Source organism: Streptomyces sp. NPDC048696, assembly GCF_043198895.1.
Classification (GTDB): domain Bacteria; phylum Actinomycetota; class Actinomycetes; order Streptomycetales; family Streptomycetaceae; genus Streptomyces.
In genome coordinates this window covers 40,032-61,103 of sequence record NZ_JBICVJ010000029.1, presented here as the reverse complement: position 1 = coordinate 61,103, position 21,072 = coordinate 40,032, and the positions used below count along the sequence as shown (strand labels likewise).

The window sequence follows — 21,072 nt, the reverse complement described above, 5'->3', positions numbered from 1 at the left end:
ACCAGGGGGCACCCCCACGCGTCGCCGCCCTCCTCCGCCTTGCAGCATTGGGGTCTCCCCTGCTCGAACGAGGTTGAGAGCTTGGGGAAGCACCAGCCCCCCGCTCACCAGCACCGAAACGGCGGCCCGCACCGAAGGCGGCCAGATCCACCGGACAGGCCCTAGCCCAGACGCCGCCCGGAAACGCCGAGGGCCGGCCACACCGAAACGGTGTGGCCGGCCCTCAACTCCCAGGTCCGCCGGAGCGCTTGCGCGCCTACGCGGACTTACGGCTGTCGCGCGGATGCACGGCAATGTTCATCGCGCCGGAACGGAGAACCTCCAGCCTCTCGGCCAGAACCTCCTCCAGTTCCTCACGCGTGCGCCGCTCCATGAGCATGTCCCAGTGCGTACGCGCGGGCTTGCCCTTCTTCTCTTCGGGACCTTCGCCGTCCACCAGGAGTGCCATGGCGCCACACGCCTTGCACTCCCACTCCGGCGGGATGTCCGCCTCCACCGAGAACGGCATCTCGAATCGATGTCCGTTCTCGCATGCGTACTCCACCGCCTGGCGCGGGGCCAGATCGATGCCGCGGTCGGTCTCGTAGCTGGTCACCACGAGGCGCGTGCCGCGAAGAGCTCGCTCACTCATGAATCGTGCCTCCCGGGCTTGTCGCCCACAGGACAGGTGTCGCTGTCGTCGTCATCCGGTCAACGTCCGGTCGGCGTTAAAGATTCCCGTTGTGGGTCATGTGTCGCCGTCGTGCCGCCCCTTGTTGTACCCACCAGTGCCCGGTTTGTCACATCTGGCAGCAGATGTCACCCAGCGTCTTCACTACTTGAGCACGCAGTAACGGTCCGCCTGGCAGGCCAAAGGCGTACACTACCGGCCTTTCACTTCAACGTCTAAATCCGCGCCGGAACGGGGTTCCCGGCGGCCTCGATGGCGGCCCGCACCGGCACCCGGGCGAGCAGCGCGAAACCTACGCCGAAGAACAGTACGAGAGAGATGATCGCATCCCGGTAGCTCCCGGTCAGCTGGTACGCGAGGCCGAACACCAGTGGCCCCAGCCAGCTCAGCCCGCGGTCGCTCATCTCGTAGGCCGAGAAGTATTCGGCCTCCTTGCCGCTGGGCACCAGGTGTGAGAAAAGCGACCGCGACAGCGCCTGGCTGCCGCCCAGCACGGTCCCGATGGCCGCCGCCAGCAGGAAGAAGAGGACAGGCGAGTGCGCGGGCAGGAAGAAGCCGGTGCCCAGGATCCCTGCCCACACCGCCAGCGAGCCCAGGATCGTGCGCTTGGCGCCGTAGGTCCGCGCGAGGCGGCCCATCCCGAGCGCCCCCGCGATCGCCAGGACCTGCACCAGCAGCACGGCGACGATCAGCGTGTTCTGGCCGAGCCCCAGCTCCTCGGAGCCGTAGAGCGAGGCCTGCGAGATCACCGTCTGCACGCCGTCGTTGTAGATCAGATACGCGAAGAGGAAGGCCAGCGTCAGCGGACGCGCGCGCATGTCGCGCAGCGTCGAGATCAGCTGGCGCCACCCGGCGCCGACCCGGCCCTCGGCCGGTGTGTGCCCGGGGGGTACGCCCCGGTCGCGCAGCCGCCGCAGCGGTACGAGCGTGAAGGCGCCCCACCACACCCCCGCCGAGGCGAGACAGATCCGCACGGCCGCGCCCTCCGAGAGCCCGAAGCTGTCATGGCCGGAGTAGAGGATCAGGTTCAGGACCAGTACGGAGGCGCCCGCGGTGTAGCCGAAGGCCCAGCCGCGCGAGGAGACCTCGTCGCGCTCCTCGGGCCCGGCGATCTGCGGCAGATAGGCGTTGTAGAGCACCATCGAGACCGAGAGCGCGGCATTGGCGACGATCAGGAGCACCGCGCCGAGCAGATAGCGGTGGCCGTCCAGGAAGAACATGCCCGTGGTCGCGGCCGCCCCGGTGTACGCGGCCGCCGCGAGCAGCGGCTTCTTGCGGCCGCTGCGGTCCGCGGCCGCGCCCACCATCGGCATCAGCACCACCGCGAGGATCACCGAGGCCGAGACCGCGTACGCGAAGAGCGAGCCGGCGCGGACCGGGACGCCCAGCGGGTGGACGAAGCCGTCCGCGTCGGCGGCGTCCTTGGCGATCGCGGTGAGATACGGGCCGAGGAAGACGGTCAGTACGGTCGTGGAGTAGACCGAGCACGCGAAGTCGTAGAAATACCAGCCGCGTTGCTCGCGGCGGCGGTCGGTGTCCGGCGCCGCCTCGGCGGCCCGGCCCATGGTCTCGGCGGTCAAACCCGCGCCCCTTCACTCGTCCCCGTCGGGCGCGCGCGGGGTGTCAGAACACGACTCCCCGGTCGGTCAGTACCTTGCGCAGCGTCTCCAGATGATCGGTCATGATGCCATCGACCCCGAGATCCAGGAGTTTCGTCATCCGATCGGGATCATTGATTGTCCATACGTGAACCTGCAGGCCCAGGGCGTGCGCGGTCCGTACGAAGCGACGGTCGACCACCTTGATCCCGTTCTGGGACTCGGGCACCTGCGCGCACACCGCGCTGCGCCGCAGCGGCGCGGGCACACCGAGCGAGCGCAGCCGCAGCGCGGCCACGCCCCGCACTCCGTACGAGGTGGCCAGGCGCGGGCCCGCCAGCTGCCGGGCGCGGGCGACGCGCGCCTCCGAGAACGAGCCCACGCACACCCGGTCCCAGGAACCGGTCCGGCGGATCAGCTCGATGAGCGGGACGAGCGCCGACCCGCTCTTCAGGTCGACGTTCCAGCGGGCGTCGGGGAAGGTGTCGAGCAGGTCCTCGAAGAGCGGCAGCGGCTCGCGGCCCGCCACCCGCGCCTGGGAGACCTCGGCCCACGGCAGATCGGCGATGCGGCCCACCGCGTCCGTCACCCGGTCCAGGGTGGCGTCGTGGAAGGCGACCAGACGGCCGTCGACAGTGGTGTGCACATCGGTCTCGAAGTAGCGGAAACCGGCCGCCGCCGCCCGGGCGAAGGCGGCGGCGGTGTTCTCGATGCCGTCCGCCGACCCGCCCCGGTGGGCGAAGGCGATCGGCGTCGGGTGGTCAAGGTAGGGATGGCGTACGCGAGTCACCCGGGCAGTATCGCCCGCTCCGGTGTCGGCGCCGTGACCACGACCGGTTCCGCGGGCCGCTCGGGCACGGCGAACAGGCGCAGGAAGAACTGGGCGAGCGGCCCGATGGCCAGGGCGTAGACGACCGTGCCGACGCCGACCGTGCCGCCGAGCAGGAATCCGGTGGCCACCACGACGACCTCGATCGAGGTACGCACCAGCCGGATGGAGCGGCCCGTCGCCCGGTGCAGCCCGGTCATCAGACCGTCGCGCGGGCCGGGGCCGAACCGGGCCGCGATGTACAGGCCGGTCGCCCCGCCGTTCAGGACGATGCCCGTGACCATCATCGAGATCTCGGCGGGCAGTCCGTGCATGTCCGGCACCAGGGACAGGGTGGCGTCCATCGAGAGGCCGATGGCGAACACGTTGGAGACCGTGCCGAGGCCGGGCCGCTGCCGGATCGGGATCCACAGCAGCAGCACCAGCGCGCCGATGATGATCGAGACGGTTCCCATGCTGAGCCCGGCGCGCTCGGCGACCCCCTGGTTCAGCACGCCCCACGGTTCGAGCCCGAGACCGCTGCGCACCAGCAGCGCCGCGCTGATGCCGTACAGCGCGAGGCCGATGTAGAGCTGGAGCAGCCTTCGGGTGAGTTGCGTGGACACGTGAATGCCCCCCTGTCTGGTGGTAGTGGACCGACTCGTGACACTCTGTGGCTGGGAAAGCAATCACAACCATGGCCAATTCGGGGAAGGTGGACTGACTTTCATGGCGCAGTGGACCTCGGCGGTCGGGCCGGCACAGCTCGCCCGTCAGCTCAACGCTCAGCAGCCCCGTCCGGCGGGAGCGGGCGCGCGCAAGCCGCCCGCCTATCGGGCACTCGCCGACGGGATCCGGCTCCTGGTCCTGGAAGGGCGGGTTCCGGTGGCCGCCCGGCTGCCCGCCGAGCGCGAACTCGCGCTCGCGCTCTCCGTCAGCCGCACCACCGTCGCCGCCGCCTACGAGGCGCTGCGCTCCGAGGGGTTCCTGGAGTCCCGCCGGGGCGCCGGCAGCTGGACCGCGGTCCCGGCGGGCAATCCGCTGCCCGCGCGCGGCCTGGAACCGCTGCCGCCGGAGTCACTGGGGTCCATGATCGACCTGGGCTGCGCGGCGCTGCCCGCGCCCGAGCCCTGGCTGACCCGGTCGGTCCAGGGCGCCCTGGAGGAGCTGCCGCCGTACGCGCACACGCACGGCGACTACCCGGCCGGGCTGCCCGCACTGCGCCAGATGCTCGCCGAGCGCTACACCGCGCGCGGCATCCCGACGATGCCCGAGCAGATCATGGTCACCACCGGCGCGATGGGCGCCATCGACGCCATCTGTCACCTCTTTGCCGGGCGCGGCGAGCGGATCGCCGTGGAGTCGCCCTCGTACGCCAACATCCTGCAGCTGATGCGCGAGGCCGGGGCCCGGCTGGTGCCGGTCGCCATGGCCGAGGGGCTGAGCGGCTGGGACCTGCCCCGCTGGCGGCAGGTGCTGCGGGACTCCGCGCCCCGGCTCGCCTATGTCGTCGCGGACTTCCACAACCCGACCGGGGCGCTCGCCGACGAGGACCAGCGCCGCGCGCTCGTCGACGCGGCCCGCTCGGCCGGCACGGTACTGGTCGTCGACGAGACCATGTCCGAGCTCTGGCTCGACGACGACATCGACATGCCGCGCCCGGTCTGCGCGTTCGACCCGGCGGGCTCGACCGTGCTGACCGTGGGCTCGGCGAGCAAGGCGTTCTGGGCGGGCATGCGCATCGGCTGGGTGCGCGCGGCCCCCGACGTCATCCGCTCCCTGGTCGCGGCCCGCGCCTACGCCGACCTCGGTACACCCGTCCTGGAACAGCTCGCCGTCAACTGGCTGATGGCCACGGGCGGTTGGGAGCAGGCCGTCGACCTGCGCCGCGCCCAGGCCCGGGAGAACCGTGACGCGCTGGTCGCGGCGGTGCGCCGGGAGCTGCCGGAGTGGGAGTTCGAGGTGCCGGTGGGCGGCCTCACGCTCTGGGTGCGCACGGGAGGCGTGTCGGGCTCGCGCCTGGCGGAGGTGGGGGAGCGGGTCGGCGTACGCGTCCCGTCCGGCCCCCGGTTCGGCGTCGACGGCGCCTTCGAGGGGTACGTACGGCTGCCGTTCACGGTGAGCGGCCCGGTCGCCGAGGAAGCGGCCGCGCGGCTCGCGGCGGCGGCCCGGCTGGTGGAGAAGGGCGCGAGCAACGGGGGCGAGTCGCCGCGCACGTTCGTGGCGTAGCGCTCCGCGGGCAGCGCGGTCATCGTTCGGCTGCGGACCGTGCCGGGCTGCTCGCGCCCGCGCGGCGGAGCCGCATATGTCACGGCCCCGCGCCCCGCTATGGCTCAGCTATGCCTCAGCCCTCCGCCGGTACGGCCTCCTGCTCGCGGGGGACCGCCTCCACCGGCAGCTCACGCTCCGGCAGCAGCTCCATCACGGCCTGGCGGTGTGCCTCGCTCGTCGCGTCGTCGTACGGGTCCGGGGTCGCCGGGACCTGGAGGCGCAGCACCGGGCCGGTGCCGAGGCGGGCGTAGCCGCGGCCGGGCGGTACGGCGCAGAGCGGGGTGGTGTGCGGGGGCGCGCCGAGTACCGACTCGGTGCGGTCGGTGGTGGACGGGCCGAGCACGACCCGCGCGCGCGTATGCGTGCGCACCGGCTCGGACAGCGCGTCCAGGCTGTCGAACTGCTCGGCGACCACCACCGTCACACCCGCCGCGCGCCCGTGCCGCAGCGGGGTCTGGAGCAGCTGCTGCGGGTCGGGGCGGCCGTCGGCGGCCGCGAGGTGGCCGAAGACGCTGGGCCGGTCGAGCAGGATCCACAGCGGCCGCTTGATGTCGTCGGGGGTCGGATGGCCGGCCTGGCGGGCGCGGTTGGCACAGATGAGCCGGCGCTCGGTCTCGTGCGCGGCCCACTCCAGGGTGGCGAGCGCCCCCGCGAGCCCGCACTCCACGGCGAGCACTCCTCTGCGCCCGGTCAGACAGGCGTACTCGCCGGTGCCGCTGCCCTCGACAATGAGCACATCACCGTGCTGGAGCGCCTGGAGCGCGATGGAACGCAGCAGGGTCGTGGTGCCGCTGCCCGGCTCGCCCACGGCCAGCAGATGCGGCTCGGTGGAGCGCGGGCCGGTGCGCCACACGACCGGCGGCGCGTCCCGCCCGACCTCGCCGTCGACGACCGGCACGGTCCGCTGCACCGCGTCGGCGTCGGTGAAGCCGAGGACCGTCTCGCCGGGGCCGACGACGAAGTGCTGGGCGGCGATCGAGGTGGAGAGCGCGTCCAGGACGCGCACGACCAGCTGGTTGCCCTCCTCGTCCCAGTCGAACCGGTACTCCCGGCCGCGGCCCGACTTGGCGTGCAGCAACTGCTCGATCCGGGCGCGGCACTCGGGCTCGCCGTCCATGAAGTACGCGGGGTAGCGGATGAGGAGGTGGGTGATCCGGCCCGCGTCGTCGAACGCGTACTCACTGAAGGCCGCCGTCCAGTCCCCGCCGTGGGCGAAGAGCGGACTGGGGTCTTCCGGTACCGAGAAGTAGGGCACCAGAGCCTCGTAGAGGGCCTTGAGACGGCCCAGCTCCGCGTCGTCGGGCCCCGTCTTCACCGGGGTGCGCTCGCGGCCCTGCCAGGCGGCCGCGGCCATCACCGTGATCAGGGCGAGCAGCGGCCCGTACGGGATGAGCGCGACCACCAGGACGACGGCCGCCACCAGGAACAGCGCGGGACCACGCCGTTCCTTGGGCGTGGCGGCCCACCGGCCCCGCAGTCCGGCGGCGATCCGCCGCAGGCCGCGGCTGATGGTGATGAGCGGATGGAGGACGTCGGTGGCACTGTCGGCGGCCGTGCGCGCGATCTCGCGGCTGCGGGCGATCGGGACGCTGGTGCTGCTCAGAATGCGGGGAAGCGGTCGCCGGGCCACGTCGGTCTCCTGTGGGGGTGATGGGGACTGCGGCAGGTCAGAACTTGATCCCGCCCAGCAGGCTCGCGAGGCTCGCGCCGCCGGCCTTGATGCTCGGGGCGATGGCCGTGCCCGCGAGGTAGAAGCCGAAGAGCGAGCAGACCAGGGCGTGCGACGGCTTGAGGCCGTCCTTCTTGAAGAAGAGGAAGGTGATGATGCCCAGCAGGACGACGCCGGAGATGGACAGGATCATGAGAAGTTCTCCTGGTTGATGGGGACAGTCACCATGAGTTCTTCCAGGATCACAGGAAGTATCTATGTGATAAAAGCTGCAATCGAGTGAAATTCTGCGATTTTCACTGGAGTGGCGGATACGGAACGGGGTCGGGAGCGGGACACTGTGCGGCCGCCGGACGGGCCGCCGTCACCCGCCGTGAGCTCTGCCCCCGGGCGGGCCGCCTCATGTCGCCCGACGGGCAGTACCCTGTCGATTCACTCGTACGGCGCCGGTGCCGTACGGGCCAGGTCACCGGCGTCGCGAGCGGCGCCGCAGCGGTGTGAAAGGCGGTCCGTCCGATGAGCGATGCCCTCGATCCCGAGGTGGTCGAGCTGGCGACCAAGATCTTCGATCTGGCGCGCCGGGGCGACAGCGAGGCGCTCGCCGCGTACGTCGACGCCGGGGTCTCGCCCGACCTCACCAATGAGAAGGGCGACACGCTCGTCATGCTCGCCGCCTACCACGGGCACGCGGAGACGGTGTCCGCGCTCCTCGCGCGCGGCGCCGAGGCCGACCGCCCCAACGACCGCGGCCAGACCCCGCTCGCGGGTGCGGTCTTCAAGGGCGAGCAGGCGGTGATCGAGGCGCTGCTGGCAGGCGGAGCCGATCCTTCCGCCGGGACGCCGTCCGCACTGGACACCGCACGCATGTTCGGCAAGACGGAACTGCTCGCACTCTTCGGCGAACGCTGAGGTTTGCGCCGGGTGCCCCCTGCGTACCTGGTGAGAGGGGCTCGTAAATGTGGTCGCGGTGGCGAAATGCCTGGGTCATCATGACGACGAGCCCCTTCACCAGGGGCAGGGTCCTTACATCGGGGGACACGAAGAGAGGCAGGAAGATGGCTCACAACAAGCGGAAGACGACGGACGGCCGAACATGTTGGCGCGCGGCCTACTAGGGCACGGCACGAATCCCGGTTGCGTCGACAGCTTGATGTGAGGCTATTTCCATGTTTGATCCAGTCATAGCGCCGAGCGGTACGCTGCTCGGCCTGCTGCAGAGGGGCCGCGGCGACGGCACCCTGCACGCGCTCGCCGCCCCCCGCCCAGAAGCCCTGGCGGCCCTGAACCACTGTGTACTGAGCGACCCCCGCCACGACTGGCAGGTGGAGAACCGCTCCCTGTACTACGCGCGCCTCTACCTGGATCTCGACGGCGGACTCGACGAGATCGAGGCCCATCTGTTCGGCGCCGGGGACGTCCTGGACGCCGACGAGCACCGCACCGGGCTCGCGCTCGCGGTCCTCGGCCACCTCGCCTCCTACGGCAGGGACGACGCCCTCCTGCTGCTGCGCCGCTACGCCGTGCACGGCGCCAACTGGGGCTGGGCCCTGGACGAGCTCGCGCTGCGGGACGACGACGCCGGGCTGCGCGCCCTCGCCGACTCCGTCCTCGCCCGGTTCCCCGGCACCCCCGAGGGCGACGCCGAACTCGCCGCCACCGTCCGCGACGCCTTCGAGCCCCGGCCCTGGCGGCTGTGGGCCGAGGACACCCGGGACGCGGTGGGCGCGCGCGTGCGCGCCGCCCAGGAAGCCGGGTCCTTCGACCGATGGCAGCGCCAGATGCGGCCGTCCGGGCCCCGCCCCGGCTGGAGCGTCGCGGCGGTCCTGCACTGGGCCGAGGAGGGCCGGGAGCGCGGCGCCGACCTGTCGCTTCCCGCCGCCCGCTGCCTGGGCGCGGTGGCCGGACCCGACGACCGCGCGGCGATCGTCGAGGCGGCCGCCGCAGGCTCCGACGGCGCCCGCTGCGCCGCCCTGCACTACCTCGCCGAGTCGCGTGACCCGGCCGTCCTGGATCTGGTCGAGGCCGCCGTGAGCACCGGTTCACCGACCGTCGCCGAGGCCGCCGTCCAGGCCTTCCAGCGGATGTGCGGGCCCGAGGCCGTCGACCGGGCGCGCGGCTGGGTGCACCGGCCCGACGCGCTCGGCGCCGCCGCCGCCGGTGTGCTGGCCTGCCGGGGCGAGGCCGACGACGCCCAGCTGGTGCTCGGCGCGCTGCGGGAGTGCGTGCGCTCCGAAGGGCCGGACGCGCCCCTGCTGCGCCCCCTCGTCGACGGCGCCGAGCGCCTGGGCATCAGCTGCGCCGCACCCGTACTGCGGCACGTCTACCGGGAGACGGCCTCCTCCCAGCTGCGCGGCCGCACCGCCCGCGCGCTCGCCGCCACCGACCCCTCCTTCGCCACCGGCTTCGCCGTCGAGTGCCTGTGGGACTGCGAGGAGACCACCAGGGAAGTGGCCGCCCAGCACGCCGAGCTCGTGGACGCGCGCGTGGCGGAGCGGCTGCGACGGCTGGCGGACGACCCGGCCGAGGAGGCCGAGGTACAGGACGCGATCCACAACCGGATGGGTCCGGACATGCCGGCTGTCTGAAAGACACGCTGTCCGAAACGCTCATGGGACGTTCCCCGGGCGGAAAGATCGAAGACGGCGGGGCCACCCCGGCGCCGACGAGAACACGGGTATGCGTGTCGTCATCGTCACCGAATCCTTCCCGCCCGATGTCAACGGCGTCGCCCACTGCGCCCTGCAGACCGCCCGGCACCTCGCCGCCCGCGGTCATGAACCGCTCGTCATAGCCCCGGCCGTCGCGGCCGGGGACGACAGCGCCGCCCCCTGTCCCGTGATCCGTGTCCCCTCCCTGCCGCTGCCCGGATATCCGCAGGTCAGAGTGGCTCTGCCGAGCCGTCGGGTGGCGGCCGCGATCGCCGCGCACCGGGCCGAACTCGTCCATCTGGCGAGCCCCTTCGTGCTCGGGGTGCGCGGCATGGCGGCGGCCGGCCGGCTCGGGGTGCCCGCCGTCGCCGTCTACCAGACCGACCTGGCCGGCTATGCCCGTACGTACATGGGCACCGGCGAGAACACCGCCTGGCGGCGGCTGCGGGCCGTCCACGGCGCCGCCCACCGCACCCTCGCCCCCTCCACCGCGGCCGCCCGCGACCTGGCGGAGCACGGCGTGGAGCGAGTGCGGCTGTGGCCGCGCGGCGTCGACACCGAAAGGTTCCGGCCAGAGCTGCGCGACGAGGCGCTGCGCCGCGAACTGGCGCCCGGCGGCGAGCTGATCGTCGGTTACGTGGGCCGGCTCGCGGCCGAGAAGCACGTCGAACTGCTGGCCGGGGTCTGCCGGCTGCCCGGGGTGCGGGTGGTCGTCACCGGCGACGGGCCGAGCGCGGCCGCGCTGCGCGGCGCCCTGCCCGGGGCGCTGTTCCTGGGCCGGCGCACCGGCGACGAACTCGCCCGCGTCTTCGCCTCGCTGGACGTCTTCGCGCACACCGGCCCGTACGAGACGTTCTGCCAGACCGTGCAGGAGGCCATGGCGAGCGGGGTCGCGGTGATCGCCCCGGCGGCCGGCGGGCCGCTCGATCTGGTGGCGCACGGGCGCACCGGGCTGCTCGTCGCGCCGCGCGACGCGGACGCGGTCCGCGAGGCCGTGCTGCGGCTGGCGGATCCCGAGGTGCGCGGCGCGTACGGACGGGCCGGGCGGGCGGCGGTGGCGGACCGCACCTGGGCGGCCGTCGGCGACCAACTGCTCGGCCACTACGCCGATGTGCTGGGCGACCGTACGGCGGTGGCGGCATGAGCGGGCTGCGGATCGTGCGCCTGGCGAACTTCGTGACGCCCGCGTCGGGCGGGCTGCGCACGGCGCTGCACGAGCTCGGCCGGGGCTATCTCGCCGCCGGTCATGAACCGGTGCTGATCGTGCCCGGCGCCGACGCGCGCGACGAACTCACCGAACAGGGACGGGTGATCACCCTGCCGGGCGTGGTGCTGCCCGGCACCGGCGGCTACCGGGTGCTCGCCGACCGACGCCGGGTGCGGCGCGTCCTGGAGGCGCTGGCGCCCGACCGGATCGAGGTGTCGGACCGTACGACGCTGCGCTGGACCGGGGAGTGGGCGCGGCGGGCGCGGGTGCCGTCGGTGATGGTCTCGCACGAGACGGCGGAGGGCGTGCTGCGGACGTGGGGCGTCTCGCGGGCCGTCGCGCGCGGCGCCGCCGACCGGCTCAACAGGCGCTCCGCCTGGGCGTACGCACGCATCGTGTGCACCACCGAGTGGGCCGGGCGCGAGTTCGTGCGGATCGGGGCGGGCAATGTGGTGCGGGCGCCGCTCGGCGTCGATCTGGTGCGCTGCCGGCCCGGGCGGCGCTCGCTCGCGCTGCGCGAGCGCTACGCGCGCGACGAGCGTGTCCTGCTGGTGCTCTGCTCCCGCCTCTCGGTCGAGAAGCGGCCCGGTACGGCCCTGGACGCGCTCGCCGAGCTGCGTGGCCGGGGCGTGCGGGCGGCGCTGGTGGTGGCCGGGGACGGGCCGCTGGCGGGCGGACTGGAGCGGCGGGCGCGGGCCGAGGGGCTGCCGGTCGAGTTCCTTGGTCATGTACGCGACCGGGCGCGGCTCGCCGATCTCCAGTCGGCGGCCGATGTGTGCCTGGCGCCCGGACCTGCTGAAACGTTCGGCCTGGCCGCCCTTGAGGCGCTGGCGGGCGGGACGCCGGTGGTGTGCAGCCGGTCCTCGGCGCTGCCCGAGGTGGTGGGGGCGGCGGGCGTGGCCGCGGCCGACAGCGGGGCGGCGTTCGCCGAGGCCGTCCTGGAGCTGCTGGCCCGTCCGGAGGGCGCCCGCCGGGCGGCGGCACGCGCGCGTGCCGAACTCTTCGGGTGGGAGGCGTCGGTGGCGGCGTTCCTGGGGGCGCATGACGCGGGGGTGGAGGCGCGGGGCGTGGAACGGGCGCCGGTGCAGCAGACGCTTGTGCGGCCGGATGCGGCGCGCTCTGCGGAGCGGGCTGTTGTGGTTCGGCCGCCGGGTGTGGCGGCATGAATGCCGTGCCCGCGGCGGCCCAGCCGCTCGTCGCCGTGTCCGCCGTCCGCCCCGCCCGCCCGCTGCGGTTCGCGGCGCTCGGGGACTCGCTGACCGAGGGTGTCGGCGACCCCGTGCCCGGTGGGTGGCGCGGGTGGGCCGCGCTGCTCGCCGGGGACGGGCCGGGGTGCGAGTTCCGGAACTTCGCCGTCAGCGGGGCGCTCACCCGGGACGTGGCGGCCGAACAGGCGCCACGCGCGCGGGAGTTCGCGCCCGATCTGGCGTCCGTGGTGGTCGGCGTCAACGACACCCTGCGGCGGTCCTTCGACATCCACCGGATCGCCGCCCGCCTCGACACGGTGTACGGCGACCTCGCCGAGCAAGGTGCGGTGCTGCTCACGGCCTGTCTGCCCGACCCGGGCGCGATGCTCGCCCTGCCCGGGCCGCTCGCCCGCCCGCTGGCCCGGCGCCAGCGCGCCGTCAACGCGGTCGTGCACGCGCTCTCCGCGCGGTACGGGGCCGCGCATCTGCATCTGGCCGAGCGCGCCTGGGTCGCCGACCGCACGCTGTGGAGCGCGGACCGGCTGCACCCGGGCGAGCGCGGCCACCGGCTGATCGCGGTCCGCTGCCACACCCTGCTCGCCGAGCGCGGCGTCGCGCCCGGCGGGCCGCCCTCGGCCGAGCCGGACCGCCCGCCGCCCGGCACGTCCGCCTCGCTGCTCTGGCTGGCGACGGCCGGGACGGCCTGGCTGGCGCGGCGCTCCACGGATCTGCTGCCCGAACTCCTGGGCCTGGCCGGGGCCGAGCTGCGGCACGCCGCACGCGGCACCGGCGCACACCTCGACCTGCGCGCCGCCGAAGCGTTGTCCGCGGCCCTCGCCGCGGTCGCGTGCGCTCCCCACGACCGCGCGCCAGAGCCCCCGGGAGCCGCCCGCCTTGCCAGAATGGGGGGATGACAGGGCGCTGGGAGTTCTGGATCGACCGTGGCGGCACCTTCACCGACGTGGTGGGCAGACGGCCCGACGGGCGCCTGGTCAGCCGCAAGCTCCTCTCCCACGACCCGGAGCGCCACCGGGACGCGGCCGTCGCCGGGATCAGGCTCCTGCTCGGGCTCGGCCCCGACGACCCCGTCCCCGCCGACCGGATCTCGGTGGTCAAGATGGGCACCACCGTCGCCACCAACGCCCTGCTGGAGCGGCGCGGCGAGCCGACCGTCCTGGTCGTCACCGAGGGCTTCCGGGACGCCCTGCGGATCGCGTACCAGAACCGCCCGCGCCTGTTCGAGCGGCACATCGTGCTGCCGGAGGCGGTGTACGAGCGGGTCGTCGAGGTGGCCGAGCGGGTGGACGCGCGGGGGCGGACCGTGCGCCCGCTCGACCTCGCGGACGTCACCGAACGGCTGCGCGCCGCCCACGCGGAGGGTTTCCGCAGCGCCGCCGTCGTCCTGATGCACGGCTACCGCCACCCCGCCCACGAGGAGGCCGTCGCCGAGGCCGCGCGGGCGCTCGGCTTCACCCAGGTCAGCTGCTCGCACGAGGTGAGCCCGCTGATCAAGCTGGTGCCGCGCGGCGACACCACCGTGGTCGACGCCTATCTCTCGCCGATCCTGCGTCGCTATGTCGACGAGGTGGCAAAGGAACTCGACGGCGTACGGCTGATGTTCATGCAGTCCAACGGCGGGCTGCGGGAGGCCGCGCACTTCCGGGGCAAGGACGCCGTGCTCTCCGGCCCCGCCGGAGGCGTGGTCGGCATGGCGCGCACCTCCGGGCAGGCCGGCCACGCGCGCGTGATCGGCTTCGACATGGGCGGCACCTCCACCGATGTCTCGCACTACGCGGGCGAGTTCGAGCGCGACTTCGGCACCCAGGTCGCCGGGGTGCGGATGCGCGCCCCGATGATGAACATCCACACCGTCGCGGCCGGCGGCGGCTCGGTGCTCCACTTCGACGGCCAGCGTCTGCGGGTCGGCCCCGACTCGGCGGGCGCGGTGCCGGGCCCCGCCTGCTACCGGCGCGGCGGCCCGCTCACCGTGACCGACGCCAATGTGATGCTCGGCCGCGTCCAACCCGCCCATTTCCCGGCGGTGTTCGGCCCGGCCGGGGATCAGCCGCTGGACGCGGAGGTCGTGCGGGAACGGTTCGGCGCGCTCGCCGAGGAGATCGGAGGCGGCCGCACCCCGGAGGAGGTCGCCGCCGGATTCCTGGAGATCGCGGTCCTGAACATGGCGAACGCGGTCAAGAAGATCTCCGTGCAGCGCGGCCACGACGTCACCCGGTACGCGCTCACCAGTTTCGGCGGCGCGGGCGGCCAGCACGCGTGCGCGGTCGCCGACGCGCTCGCCATCGACACCGTCCTCGTACCGCCGCTCGCCGGAGTCCTGTCCGCGTACGGCATCGGGCTCGCCGACGCCACGGCGATGCGCGAGCAGTCCGTGGAGGCGCCGCTGGACGAGGCGGCCGCCGGGCGCGTCCGCGAGCTCTGCGCCGAACTGGCCGCGCGCACCCGGGCCGAGCTGCGCGCCGACAGCGTCCCCGACGACGCGATCACCACCCACGCGCGCGTACTGCTGCGCTACGCCGGGACGGACGCGAGCCTGCCGGTCGCCCTGGCCGAGGCGCCCGCCATGAAGGCGGCGTTCGAGCGCGAGCACCGCGCGCGATACGCCTTCACCATGGACAAGCCGCTGGTCGTCGAGGCGGTGTCGGTGGAGGCCGTCGGCGCCGCCGGGCCGCACGGCGCCCACGAAGCCGACGTCTACGCGCGCGAGGGCGCCGCCGGGCCGCCCGCGCACATCGACATGTTCGTCTCGGGCCAATGGCGCCCGACGCCGCTGCACCGGCGCGCGGACCTGCGGCCCGGCGACGCCGTGGACGGGCCCGCGATCCTCGCCGAGGCCGACGCCACCACCGTGGTGGACGACGGCTGGCGGGCCACTGTCGGGGAGTTCGGCCATCTGCTGCTCACCCGGGTGCGCCCGCGCCCGGGACGCACCGCCGTCGGCACGGACGTCGACCCGGTGATGCTGGAGGTCTTCAACAACCTCTTCATGGCGATCGCCGAGCAGATGGGCGTACGCCTGGAGAACACCGCCCACTCCGTCAACATCAAGGAACGCCTCGACTTCTCCTGCGCGCTCTTCGACGCGGACGGCAATCTGATCGCCAACGCCCCGCACATCCCGGTCCACCTGGGCTCGATGGGCGACTCCATCAAGGAGGTGCTGCGCCGCAACGAGGGCGCCATGCGGCCCGGTGACGTGTACGCGATCAACGACCCGTACCACGGCGGCACCCATCTGCCCGACGTCACCGTGGTGACCCCGGTCTTCGAGGGTGAGGAGCTGCGGTTCCTGGTCGCCTCGCGCGGCCACCACGCCGAGATCGGCGGCATCACCCCCGGCTCCATGCCCGCCTTCAGCCGTACCGTCGACGAGGAGGGCGTGCTCTTCGACAACTGGCTGCTCGTGCGGGACGGACGGCTGCGCGAGGCCGAGACCCGGGAGCTGCTGACCGGCGCCGCCCACCCCTCGCGCGACCCCGACACCAACCTCGCCGACCTGCGCGCCCAGATCGCCGCCAACGAGAAGGGGATCGCCGAACTGCGCCGCATGACGGACGAGTTCGGGCTCGACGTCGTCCGCGCGTACATGGGCCATGTGCAGCGCAACGCCGAGGAGTCCGTGCGGCGGATCGTCGCCGATCTCGCGGACGGGTCGTACGCCTACGAGACGGACAGCGGCGCGGTCATCAAGGTCGCGGTCACCGTGGACCGCGAGAGCCGGAGCGCCGTACTGGACTTCGACGGCACCTCGCCCCAACAGAGCGGCAACTTCAACGCGCCCAAGTCGGTGGTGACGGCGGCGGTCCTGTACGTCTTCAGGACGCTGGTCGACGACGACATCCCGCTCAACAGCGGCTGTCTGAAGCCGCTGGACGTGCGGGTGCCCGAGGGCTCGATGCTGGCGCCCGTCCACCCGGCGGCGACCGTCGCCGGGAACGTGGAGACCTCGCAGGCCGTCACGGGCGCGCTGTACGCGGCGCTCGGGATCCAGGCCGAGGGCTCGGGCACGATGAACAACGTCACCTTCGGCAACGACCGGGTGCAGTACTACGAGACGGTGGCCAGCGGCTCGGGCGCGGGCGACGGATTCGACGGCGCGGACGCCGTGCAGACCCATATGACCAACTCGCGCCTCACCGACCCCGAAGTGCTCGAATGGCGCTACCCGGTCCGCGTCGACGCCTTCTGCGTACGCGAGGGCAGTGGCGGGCGGGGCCGGTGGACGGGCGGCCGCGGCGTGGAGCGCAGGATCCGCTTCCTGGAGCCGATGACGGTCGCCCTGCTGACCGGACACCGCCGGGTCGCGCCGTACGGCATGGCGGGTGGCGGGCCGGGGGAGTGCGGCGCCAACCTGGTGGAGCGCGCGGACGGCCGCACCGAGGAGCTGGGCGGGGTGGACACGGTGGAGGTCGGCCCCGACGACGTCCTGGTCGTCCGCACCCCCGGAGGCGGCGGCTACGGAGCCTGAGCGGGCTCCTTCCGTACGGATGCGAGGCGCCCCCGTACCGGAACGAACCGCACCGGCGTGCCCGGCGCGGCCTGCGCGGCGGCGGCGAGATCCGGCTCGGCCACCACGCCCACCACCGGATAGCCGCCGGTCGTCGGATGGTCGGCCAGGAACACCACCGGCCGTCCGTCCGGCGGCACCTGCACCGCGCCCCACACCATGCCCTCGCTGGGCAGCTCGCCGTGGACCGCACGTCGCAGCGCCGGTCCCTCGGTGCGCAGGCCGATGCGGTTGCTCGCCGACGAGACGCGGTAGCGGCCGGTGGCGAGGGTGGCGAGGGCGTCCGGCGTGAACCAGTCGAGGCGTGGCCCGGGCAGGGTCCGCAGCACCAGTTCGGACGGCGGCCCGGGGGCGGGCGCGGCGTCCACGCGCGCGTAGCGGCCGACAAGGCGGCCCAGCGGCAGTACGTGGCCATCCCCGAGCGGCGCCGGGCCGAGCCCCGAGAGCAGATCGGTGGAGCGGCTGCCGAGCACCGGCTCGACCTCGATCCCGCCGCCGAACGCCACATAGGAGCGCACGCCGCGAACCGCCGCGCCCACATTGAGCACGGCCCCCGCCGGTACCCGCACGGCCGCGCCCCACGGCACCGGCCGCCCGTCGACGGTGACCGGGCAGGGCGCCCCCGTCACCGCGACCGTCACGGCGCACCGCGGGCGCACCGCACAGCCGTTGAGGGTGGTCTCCAGGACGGCGGCGCCCGGCTGGTTGTGGGCCAACCGGTTGGCGAGGCGGCTCGCGGGCAGGTCGAGCGCCCCCGACCGTGGCACGCCGAGGTGCGCGAACCCGTGCCGCCCCTCGTCCTGGACACAGGTGAGCGCCCCGGCCCGTACGACACACAGCGCCCGGTCCGTCACGGCCGCTCCAGCGCTACGAAGCGCACCCGGGTGCCGGGCGAAAGGAGCGCGGCGGGCTCCGCGGCCGGATCCCACAGCACGGCGTCGGTGCTGCCCACGAGCTGCCAGCCGCCGGGGGACGAGCGCGGATAGACACCGGTGTACGGGCCCGCGAGCGCCACCGAGCCGGCCGGGACGGCGGTGCGCGGGGTGGCCCGGCGCGGCACCGCGTACCGCTCCGCGAGCCCCGTCAGATAGCCGAAGCCGGGCGCGAACCCGCAGAAGGCCACCCGGAACTCGGCCGCGCTGTGGATCCGTACGGCCGCCTCCGGCGAGACGTCCCACAGGGCCGCGACCTCGGCCAGATCGGGGCCGTCGTAGCGGACCGGGATCCGCACGGCCGCGCCGACGTCCGCGCGCGGCGGCGGGATCTCCCAGCCGGGCAGCACGGCCGCGAGGCGCGCGGGGTCGTCCAGGCCGTCGAGCAGGACCGTACGGGCCGCCGGGACGATCTCCCGTACGGGCGGCAGCGTTCCGGCGGCGCGGCGGCGCAGCAGTTCGGCGTGGAACGCCTGCGCCTCCTCGCCGCTGTCGAGTTCGACGAGCAGCGCGCGGTCGCCGACCGGCAGCGTCCGCAGCCGTGGTGCCGCCCTCATGCGAACGCCTCCACGCGGACACCGACGCCCTCAAGACGCTCGCGCACCCGCCGCGCCAGGCCGACCGCGCCCGGGGTGTCACCGTGCAGGCAGAGCGAACGCGCGCGTACCGCGACCGTTTCGCCGGTCCGGGCCAGGACCGTCCCGGACCGGGCCATGGCGAGGGACCGCTCGACCACCGCGTCCGGGTCGCTGACGACCGCGCCCTCGTCCCCGCGCGGCACCAGCGTGCCGCGCGCGGTGTACGCCCGGTCCGCGAACGCCTCGCCGACGACGGGAAGCCGGGCACTGTCGGCCAGTTCGAGCAGCCGGGAGCCCGGGAGCCCGAGGACGGGCAGCTTCCCGCCCGCCAGCCGCACCCCCTCGACGACGGCCGCCGCCTGCTCCTCGTCGTGGACGACACGGTTGTAGAGCGCGCCGTGCGGCTTCACGTACGCCACCCGGCTGCCGGCCGCCCGCGCGAAGACCTCCAACGCGCCGATCTGATAGGCGACTTCGGCGGCCAGCTCGTCGGGCGGCACATCCATGGCCCGCCGCCCGAACCCGGCCAGGTCGCGGTACGAGACCTGGGCGCCGATCCGCACCCCGCGTTCGGCGGCGAGGGCGCAGACGCGCCGCATGGTGACCGCGTCGCCCGCGTGGAAGCCGCAGGCCACATTGGCGCTGGTGACGACGGACAGCAGCTGCTCGTCATCGGTCAGCCGCCACCGGCCGAAGCCTTCACCGAGGTCGGCGTTGAGATCGATCGGCGCCGAGGTCATGGTCGCGGGTGTCTCCTGTTCGAACGGTCGGGCGGTACGGGGGTGTTCAGACGGCGGTGCGGTAGCGGCTGTCCGGGACGTCGGTCAGGAACATCCGGCCCGGCGCGTGGGTGAGCGCGAACGGCGGCCGGGAGGCCATCACGGCGGCCTGCGGGGTCACCCCGCACGCCCAGAACACCGGCACGTCCCCGGGCTCGGGCCGTACCGGGTCGCCGAAGTCCGGCCGGGACAGATCCGCGATGCCCAGCGCCGCCGGATCCCCGGCGTGCACGGGTGCGCCGTGCACCGCGGGCATCGCCCGGCTGATCCGGCGGGCCGTGTCCACGAGCCGCGCGGGAACGGGCCGCATCGAGACCACCAGGGGCCCGCTGAGCCGCCCGGCGGGTCGGCAGGGGCGGTTGGTGACGTACATCGAGACGTTGCTCCCCTGCTCGACATGGCGCAGCGGCACGCCCTCGGCGGCGAGTTGGGACTCGAAGGTGAAGCTGCACCCGATGAGAAAGGCGACCAGGTCGTCCCGCCAGTGGGCGCGCGTGTCGGTGGGCTCGGCGACCAGCTCGCCGTCCTCCCACACGCGATAGCGCGGCAGGTCGGTACGGAGGTCGGCGCCCTCGGCGAGCGGTGTCGTCCAGCCGCCCGCCTCGACGACGTCGAGGACCGGGCAGGGCTGCGGGTTGCGGGCGCAGAACAGCCGCACGTCCTCGGCCCAGTCGGCCGGTACCGCGATCAGGTTCGCCTGGGCGTGGCCCGGCGCCCAGCCCGCGGTCGGGCCGCCGAGTCCCGTACGGAAGTAGGCGCGCGCCTCGCGCGGGGTGACGGTGGCGGGGTCGGGGGCGTCGGCGGCCTCCACGCGCGCGTGGCCGACGGGTACGGCAGGGGGCGTCAAAGGCTCGGCTGCGGTCATGTCAGCTCCAGTCCACGCGTCTCGGGCAGTCCGAACAGGGCCACCACGGCGATCGCGTAGCCGATCGCGCCGAAGGCCAGCGCGCCGCCCACGCCCCAGCTGTCAGAGAGGTAGCCCACGAAGGTGGGCAGGAACGCGCCCACCGCGCGGCCGCTGTTGTACGTGAAGCCCTGGCCGGTGCCGCGTACCGCCGTCGGGTAGAGCTCGCTCAGGAACGAGCCGAAGCCGCTGAAGATCGCGGACATGCAGAAGCCGAGCGGGAAGCCGAGGACCAGGAGGAGGGTGTTCGCCCCGGACGGGATGTGCGTGTAGACGAGGATGCAGATCGCCGAGAGCACGGCGAAGAGCTGGATGTTGCGCTTGCGGCCGAGCCGGTCGGAGAGCACACCGCCGGTGAGATAGCCGAGGAAGGCCCCGGAGATCAGGAACGACAGATAGCCGCCGGTGCCGACGACCGTGAGCCCCCGGTCGCTCTTGAGATACGTCGGCACCCAGGTGGCCAGCGTGTAGTAGCCGCCCTGGACGCCGGTGGAGAGCAGCGTCGCGAAGAGCGTGGTGCGCAGCAGGTCCTTCTTGAAGATGGCGGTGAAGGAGCCGCGTTCGGTGCTGGCGGCCCGGCGCTCGGCGGCCTCCGGGGCGTCGCTGACGCTGCGCCGGATGTAGATCACCAGCAGGGCGGGCAGCGCGCCCGTCCAGAACATCACGCGCCAGGCGGTGTCCGCGTCCAGGTAGTGGAAGACCAGTGTGTAGACGATGACCGCGAGCGCCCAGCCCGCCGCCCACGCGCTCTGCACGGCGCCGAGGGTACGGCCGCGCTCCTTGGCCGAGGCGTACTCGGCGACCAGGATCGCGCCCACCGCCCACTCGCCGCCGAAGCCGAAGCCCTGGAGGGCGCGGAAGACCATCAACGTCTCGTACGTGGGCGCGAAGCCGCAGGCGACGGTGAACACCGCGTAGGTGATCACCGTGATCATCAGGGCCTTCACCCGGCCGATCCGGTCGGCGAGGATGCCGGCCAGCGCGCCGCCCACCGCCGAGACCACCAGCGTCACCGTGGTGAGCAGTCCGGTCTGGCCGTGGTCGAGGCCGAAGTACGCGCCGATCGCCACCATGCTCAGCGGCAGCGTGAAGTAGTCGTAGGAGTCGAGGGCGTAGCCGCCGAACGCGCCGCCGAAGGCGCGCCGGCCGCGCGGACCGAGCGCCCGCAGCCATCCGAACGGGCCGGTGCTGTCGGGGAGTTCACCCTGTTTCGGCTGTGCCTGGGTCGTGCTCATCTGCACCTCGCAGGAGAGGGGGAGGGTGCGGTCGAGAGCGGGTGGGTGCTGTGGAGGGGAG

The 21,072-nt window shown here is 73.7% G+C and carries 18 protein-coding genes; 7 read left to right on the top strand and 11 right to left on the bottom strand.

Going from position 1 to position 21,072, the window contains the following annotated elements; translation table 11 throughout:
- Positions 1-256: 256 nt before the first annotated feature.
- The 4 genes from ACGFRG_RS35160 to ACGFRG_RS35145 all read right to left on the bottom strand — a co-directional run bounded on the left by ACGFRG_RS35160 (position 257) and on the right by ACGFRG_RS35145 (position 3,702).
- A complete protein-coding gene (locus tag ACGFRG_RS35160; protein ID WP_067155573.1) occupies positions 257-631 on the bottom strand; it encodes an RNA polymerase-binding protein RbpA in 375 nt (124 codons plus the stop codon).
- Positions 632-885: 254 nt separating this feature from the next.
- Positions 886-2,235 carry an MFS transporter gene (locus ACGFRG_RS35155; protein WP_393270639.1) on the bottom strand — a complete coding sequence of 450 codons (1,350 nt, stop codon included), beginning with the start codon at positions 2,233-2,235 and terminating at the stop codon, positions 886-888.
- A 58-nt stretch (positions 2,236-2,293) separates the two neighbouring features.
- Positions 2,294-3,058: a glycerophosphodiester phosphodiesterase gene (locus tag ACGFRG_RS35150; protein ID WP_361428300.1), complete on the bottom strand. Its 765-nt coding sequence runs from the start codon at positions 3,056-3,058 to the stop codon at positions 2,294-2,296.
- Positions 3,055-3,702 carry a hypothetical protein gene (locus tag ACGFRG_RS35145; protein WP_361428302.1) on the bottom strand — a complete coding sequence of 216 codons (648 nt, stop codon included), beginning with the start codon at positions 3,700-3,702 and terminating at the stop codon, positions 3,055-3,057. The genes ACGFRG_RS35150 and ACGFRG_RS35145 overlap by 4 nt, the downstream gene beginning before the upstream one ends.
- Positions 3,703-3,805: 103 nt before the next feature.
- Between ACGFRG_RS35145 and ACGFRG_RS35140 the strand changes: the two genes are divergently transcribed.
- Complete coding sequence (locus ACGFRG_RS35140) at positions 3,806-5,305, top strand: PLP-dependent aminotransferase family protein (RefSeq protein ID WP_361428304.1); 1,500 nt, start codon at positions 3,806-3,808, stop codon at positions 5,303-5,305.
- A gap of 115 nt (positions 5,306-5,420) precedes the next feature.
- Here ACGFRG_RS35140 and ACGFRG_RS35135 read toward each other — a convergent pair whose 3' ends face one another.
- Together ACGFRG_RS35135 and ACGFRG_RS35130 are read right to left on the bottom strand one after the other, a co-directional pair.
- Entirely contained in the window at positions 5,421-6,977 is a 1,557-nt protein-coding gene (locus tag ACGFRG_RS35135) for a hypothetical protein (RefSeq protein WP_361428306.1), read from the bottom strand.
- A gap of 37 nt (positions 6,978-7,014) precedes the next feature.
- Positions 7,015-7,209 carry a hypothetical protein gene (locus ACGFRG_RS35130; protein ID WP_361428308.1) on the bottom strand — a complete coding sequence of 65 codons (195 nt, stop codon included), beginning with the start codon at positions 7,207-7,209 and terminating at the stop codon, positions 7,015-7,017.
- A gap of 323 nt (positions 7,210-7,532) precedes the next feature.
- On the opposite strand from ACGFRG_RS35130, the gene ACGFRG_RS35125 reads away from it, so the two are divergent.
- The 6 genes from ACGFRG_RS35125 (at position 7,533) to ACGFRG_RS35100 (ending at position 16,544) form a co-directional block, all read left to right on the top strand.
- The gene (locus ACGFRG_RS35125; protein WP_393270635.1) at positions 7,533-7,925 is read left to right on the top strand and encodes an ankyrin repeat domain-containing protein; all 393 of its coding nucleotides are present in this window, start codon (positions 7,533-7,535) and stop codon (positions 7,923-7,925) included.
- Between the two features lie 257 nt (positions 7,926-8,182).
- Positions 8,183-9,601 (top strand): HEAT repeat domain-containing protein, encoded by a 1,419-nt coding sequence (locus tag ACGFRG_RS35120; protein WP_393270632.1) that lies wholly within the window; start codon positions 8,183-8,185, stop codon positions 9,599-9,601.
- 91 nt (positions 9,602-9,692) lie between these two features.
- Positions 9,693-10,808, top strand: coding sequence for a glycosyltransferase family 1 protein (locus ACGFRG_RS35115; RefSeq protein WP_361428314.1), 1,116 nt, complete (start codon positions 9,693-9,695; stop codon positions 10,806-10,808).
- On the top strand, positions 10,805-12,037 hold the full coding sequence (locus ACGFRG_RS35110; protein WP_393270628.1) for a glycosyltransferase: 1,233 nt from the start codon (positions 10,805-10,807) through the stop codon (positions 12,035-12,037). The genes ACGFRG_RS35115 and ACGFRG_RS35110 overlap by 4 nt, the downstream gene beginning before the upstream one ends.
- Complete coding sequence (locus ACGFRG_RS35105) at positions 12,034-12,972, top strand: SGNH/GDSL hydrolase family protein (protein WP_393270625.1); 939 nt, start codon at positions 12,034-12,036, stop codon at positions 12,970-12,972. Before ACGFRG_RS35110 ends, ACGFRG_RS35105 begins: the two co-directional genes overlap by 4 nt.
- Positions 12,969-16,544, top strand: coding sequence for a hydantoinase B/oxoprolinase family protein (locus ACGFRG_RS35100; RefSeq protein WP_393270622.1), 3,576 nt, complete (start codon positions 12,969-12,971; stop codon positions 16,542-16,544). The genes ACGFRG_RS35105 and ACGFRG_RS35100 overlap by 4 nt, the downstream gene beginning before the upstream one ends.
- On the opposite strand, the gene ACGFRG_RS35095 is transcribed toward ACGFRG_RS35100, so the two are convergent.
- The 5 genes from ACGFRG_RS35095 to ACGFRG_RS35075 are packed head-to-tail and all read right to left on the bottom strand — an operon-like array spanning position 16,532 to position 21,011.
- Positions 16,532-17,437 carry a biotin-dependent carboxyltransferase family protein gene (locus ACGFRG_RS35095; protein WP_393270619.1) on the bottom strand — a complete coding sequence of 302 codons (906 nt, stop codon included), beginning with the start codon at positions 17,435-17,437 and terminating at the stop codon, positions 16,532-16,534. The genes ACGFRG_RS35100 and ACGFRG_RS35095 overlap by 13 nt on opposite strands.
- Positions 17,434-18,072 (bottom strand): 5-oxoprolinase subunit PxpB, encoded by a 639-nt coding sequence (gene pxpB, locus ACGFRG_RS35090; protein ID WP_361428321.1) that lies wholly within the window; start codon positions 18,070-18,072, stop codon positions 17,434-17,436. The genes ACGFRG_RS35095 and pxpB overlap by 4 nt, the downstream gene beginning before the upstream one ends.
- Complete coding sequence (locus ACGFRG_RS35085; RefSeq protein WP_361428323.1) at positions 18,069-18,833, bottom strand: 5-oxoprolinase subunit PxpA; 765 nt, start codon at positions 18,831-18,833, stop codon at positions 18,069-18,071. Before ACGFRG_RS35085 ends, pxpB begins: the two co-directional genes overlap by 4 nt.
- 46 nt (positions 18,834-18,879) lie before the next feature.
- Complete coding sequence (locus ACGFRG_RS35080) at positions 18,880-19,737, bottom strand: putative hydro-lyase (RefSeq protein ID WP_393270614.1); 858 nt, start codon at positions 19,735-19,737, stop codon at positions 18,880-18,882.
- Entirely contained in the window at positions 19,734-21,011 is a 1,278-nt protein-coding gene (locus ACGFRG_RS35075; RefSeq protein WP_361428327.1) for an MFS transporter, read from the bottom strand. The genes ACGFRG_RS35080 and ACGFRG_RS35075 overlap by 4 nt, the downstream gene beginning before the upstream one ends.
- Positions 21,012-21,072: the final 61 nt, after the last annotated feature.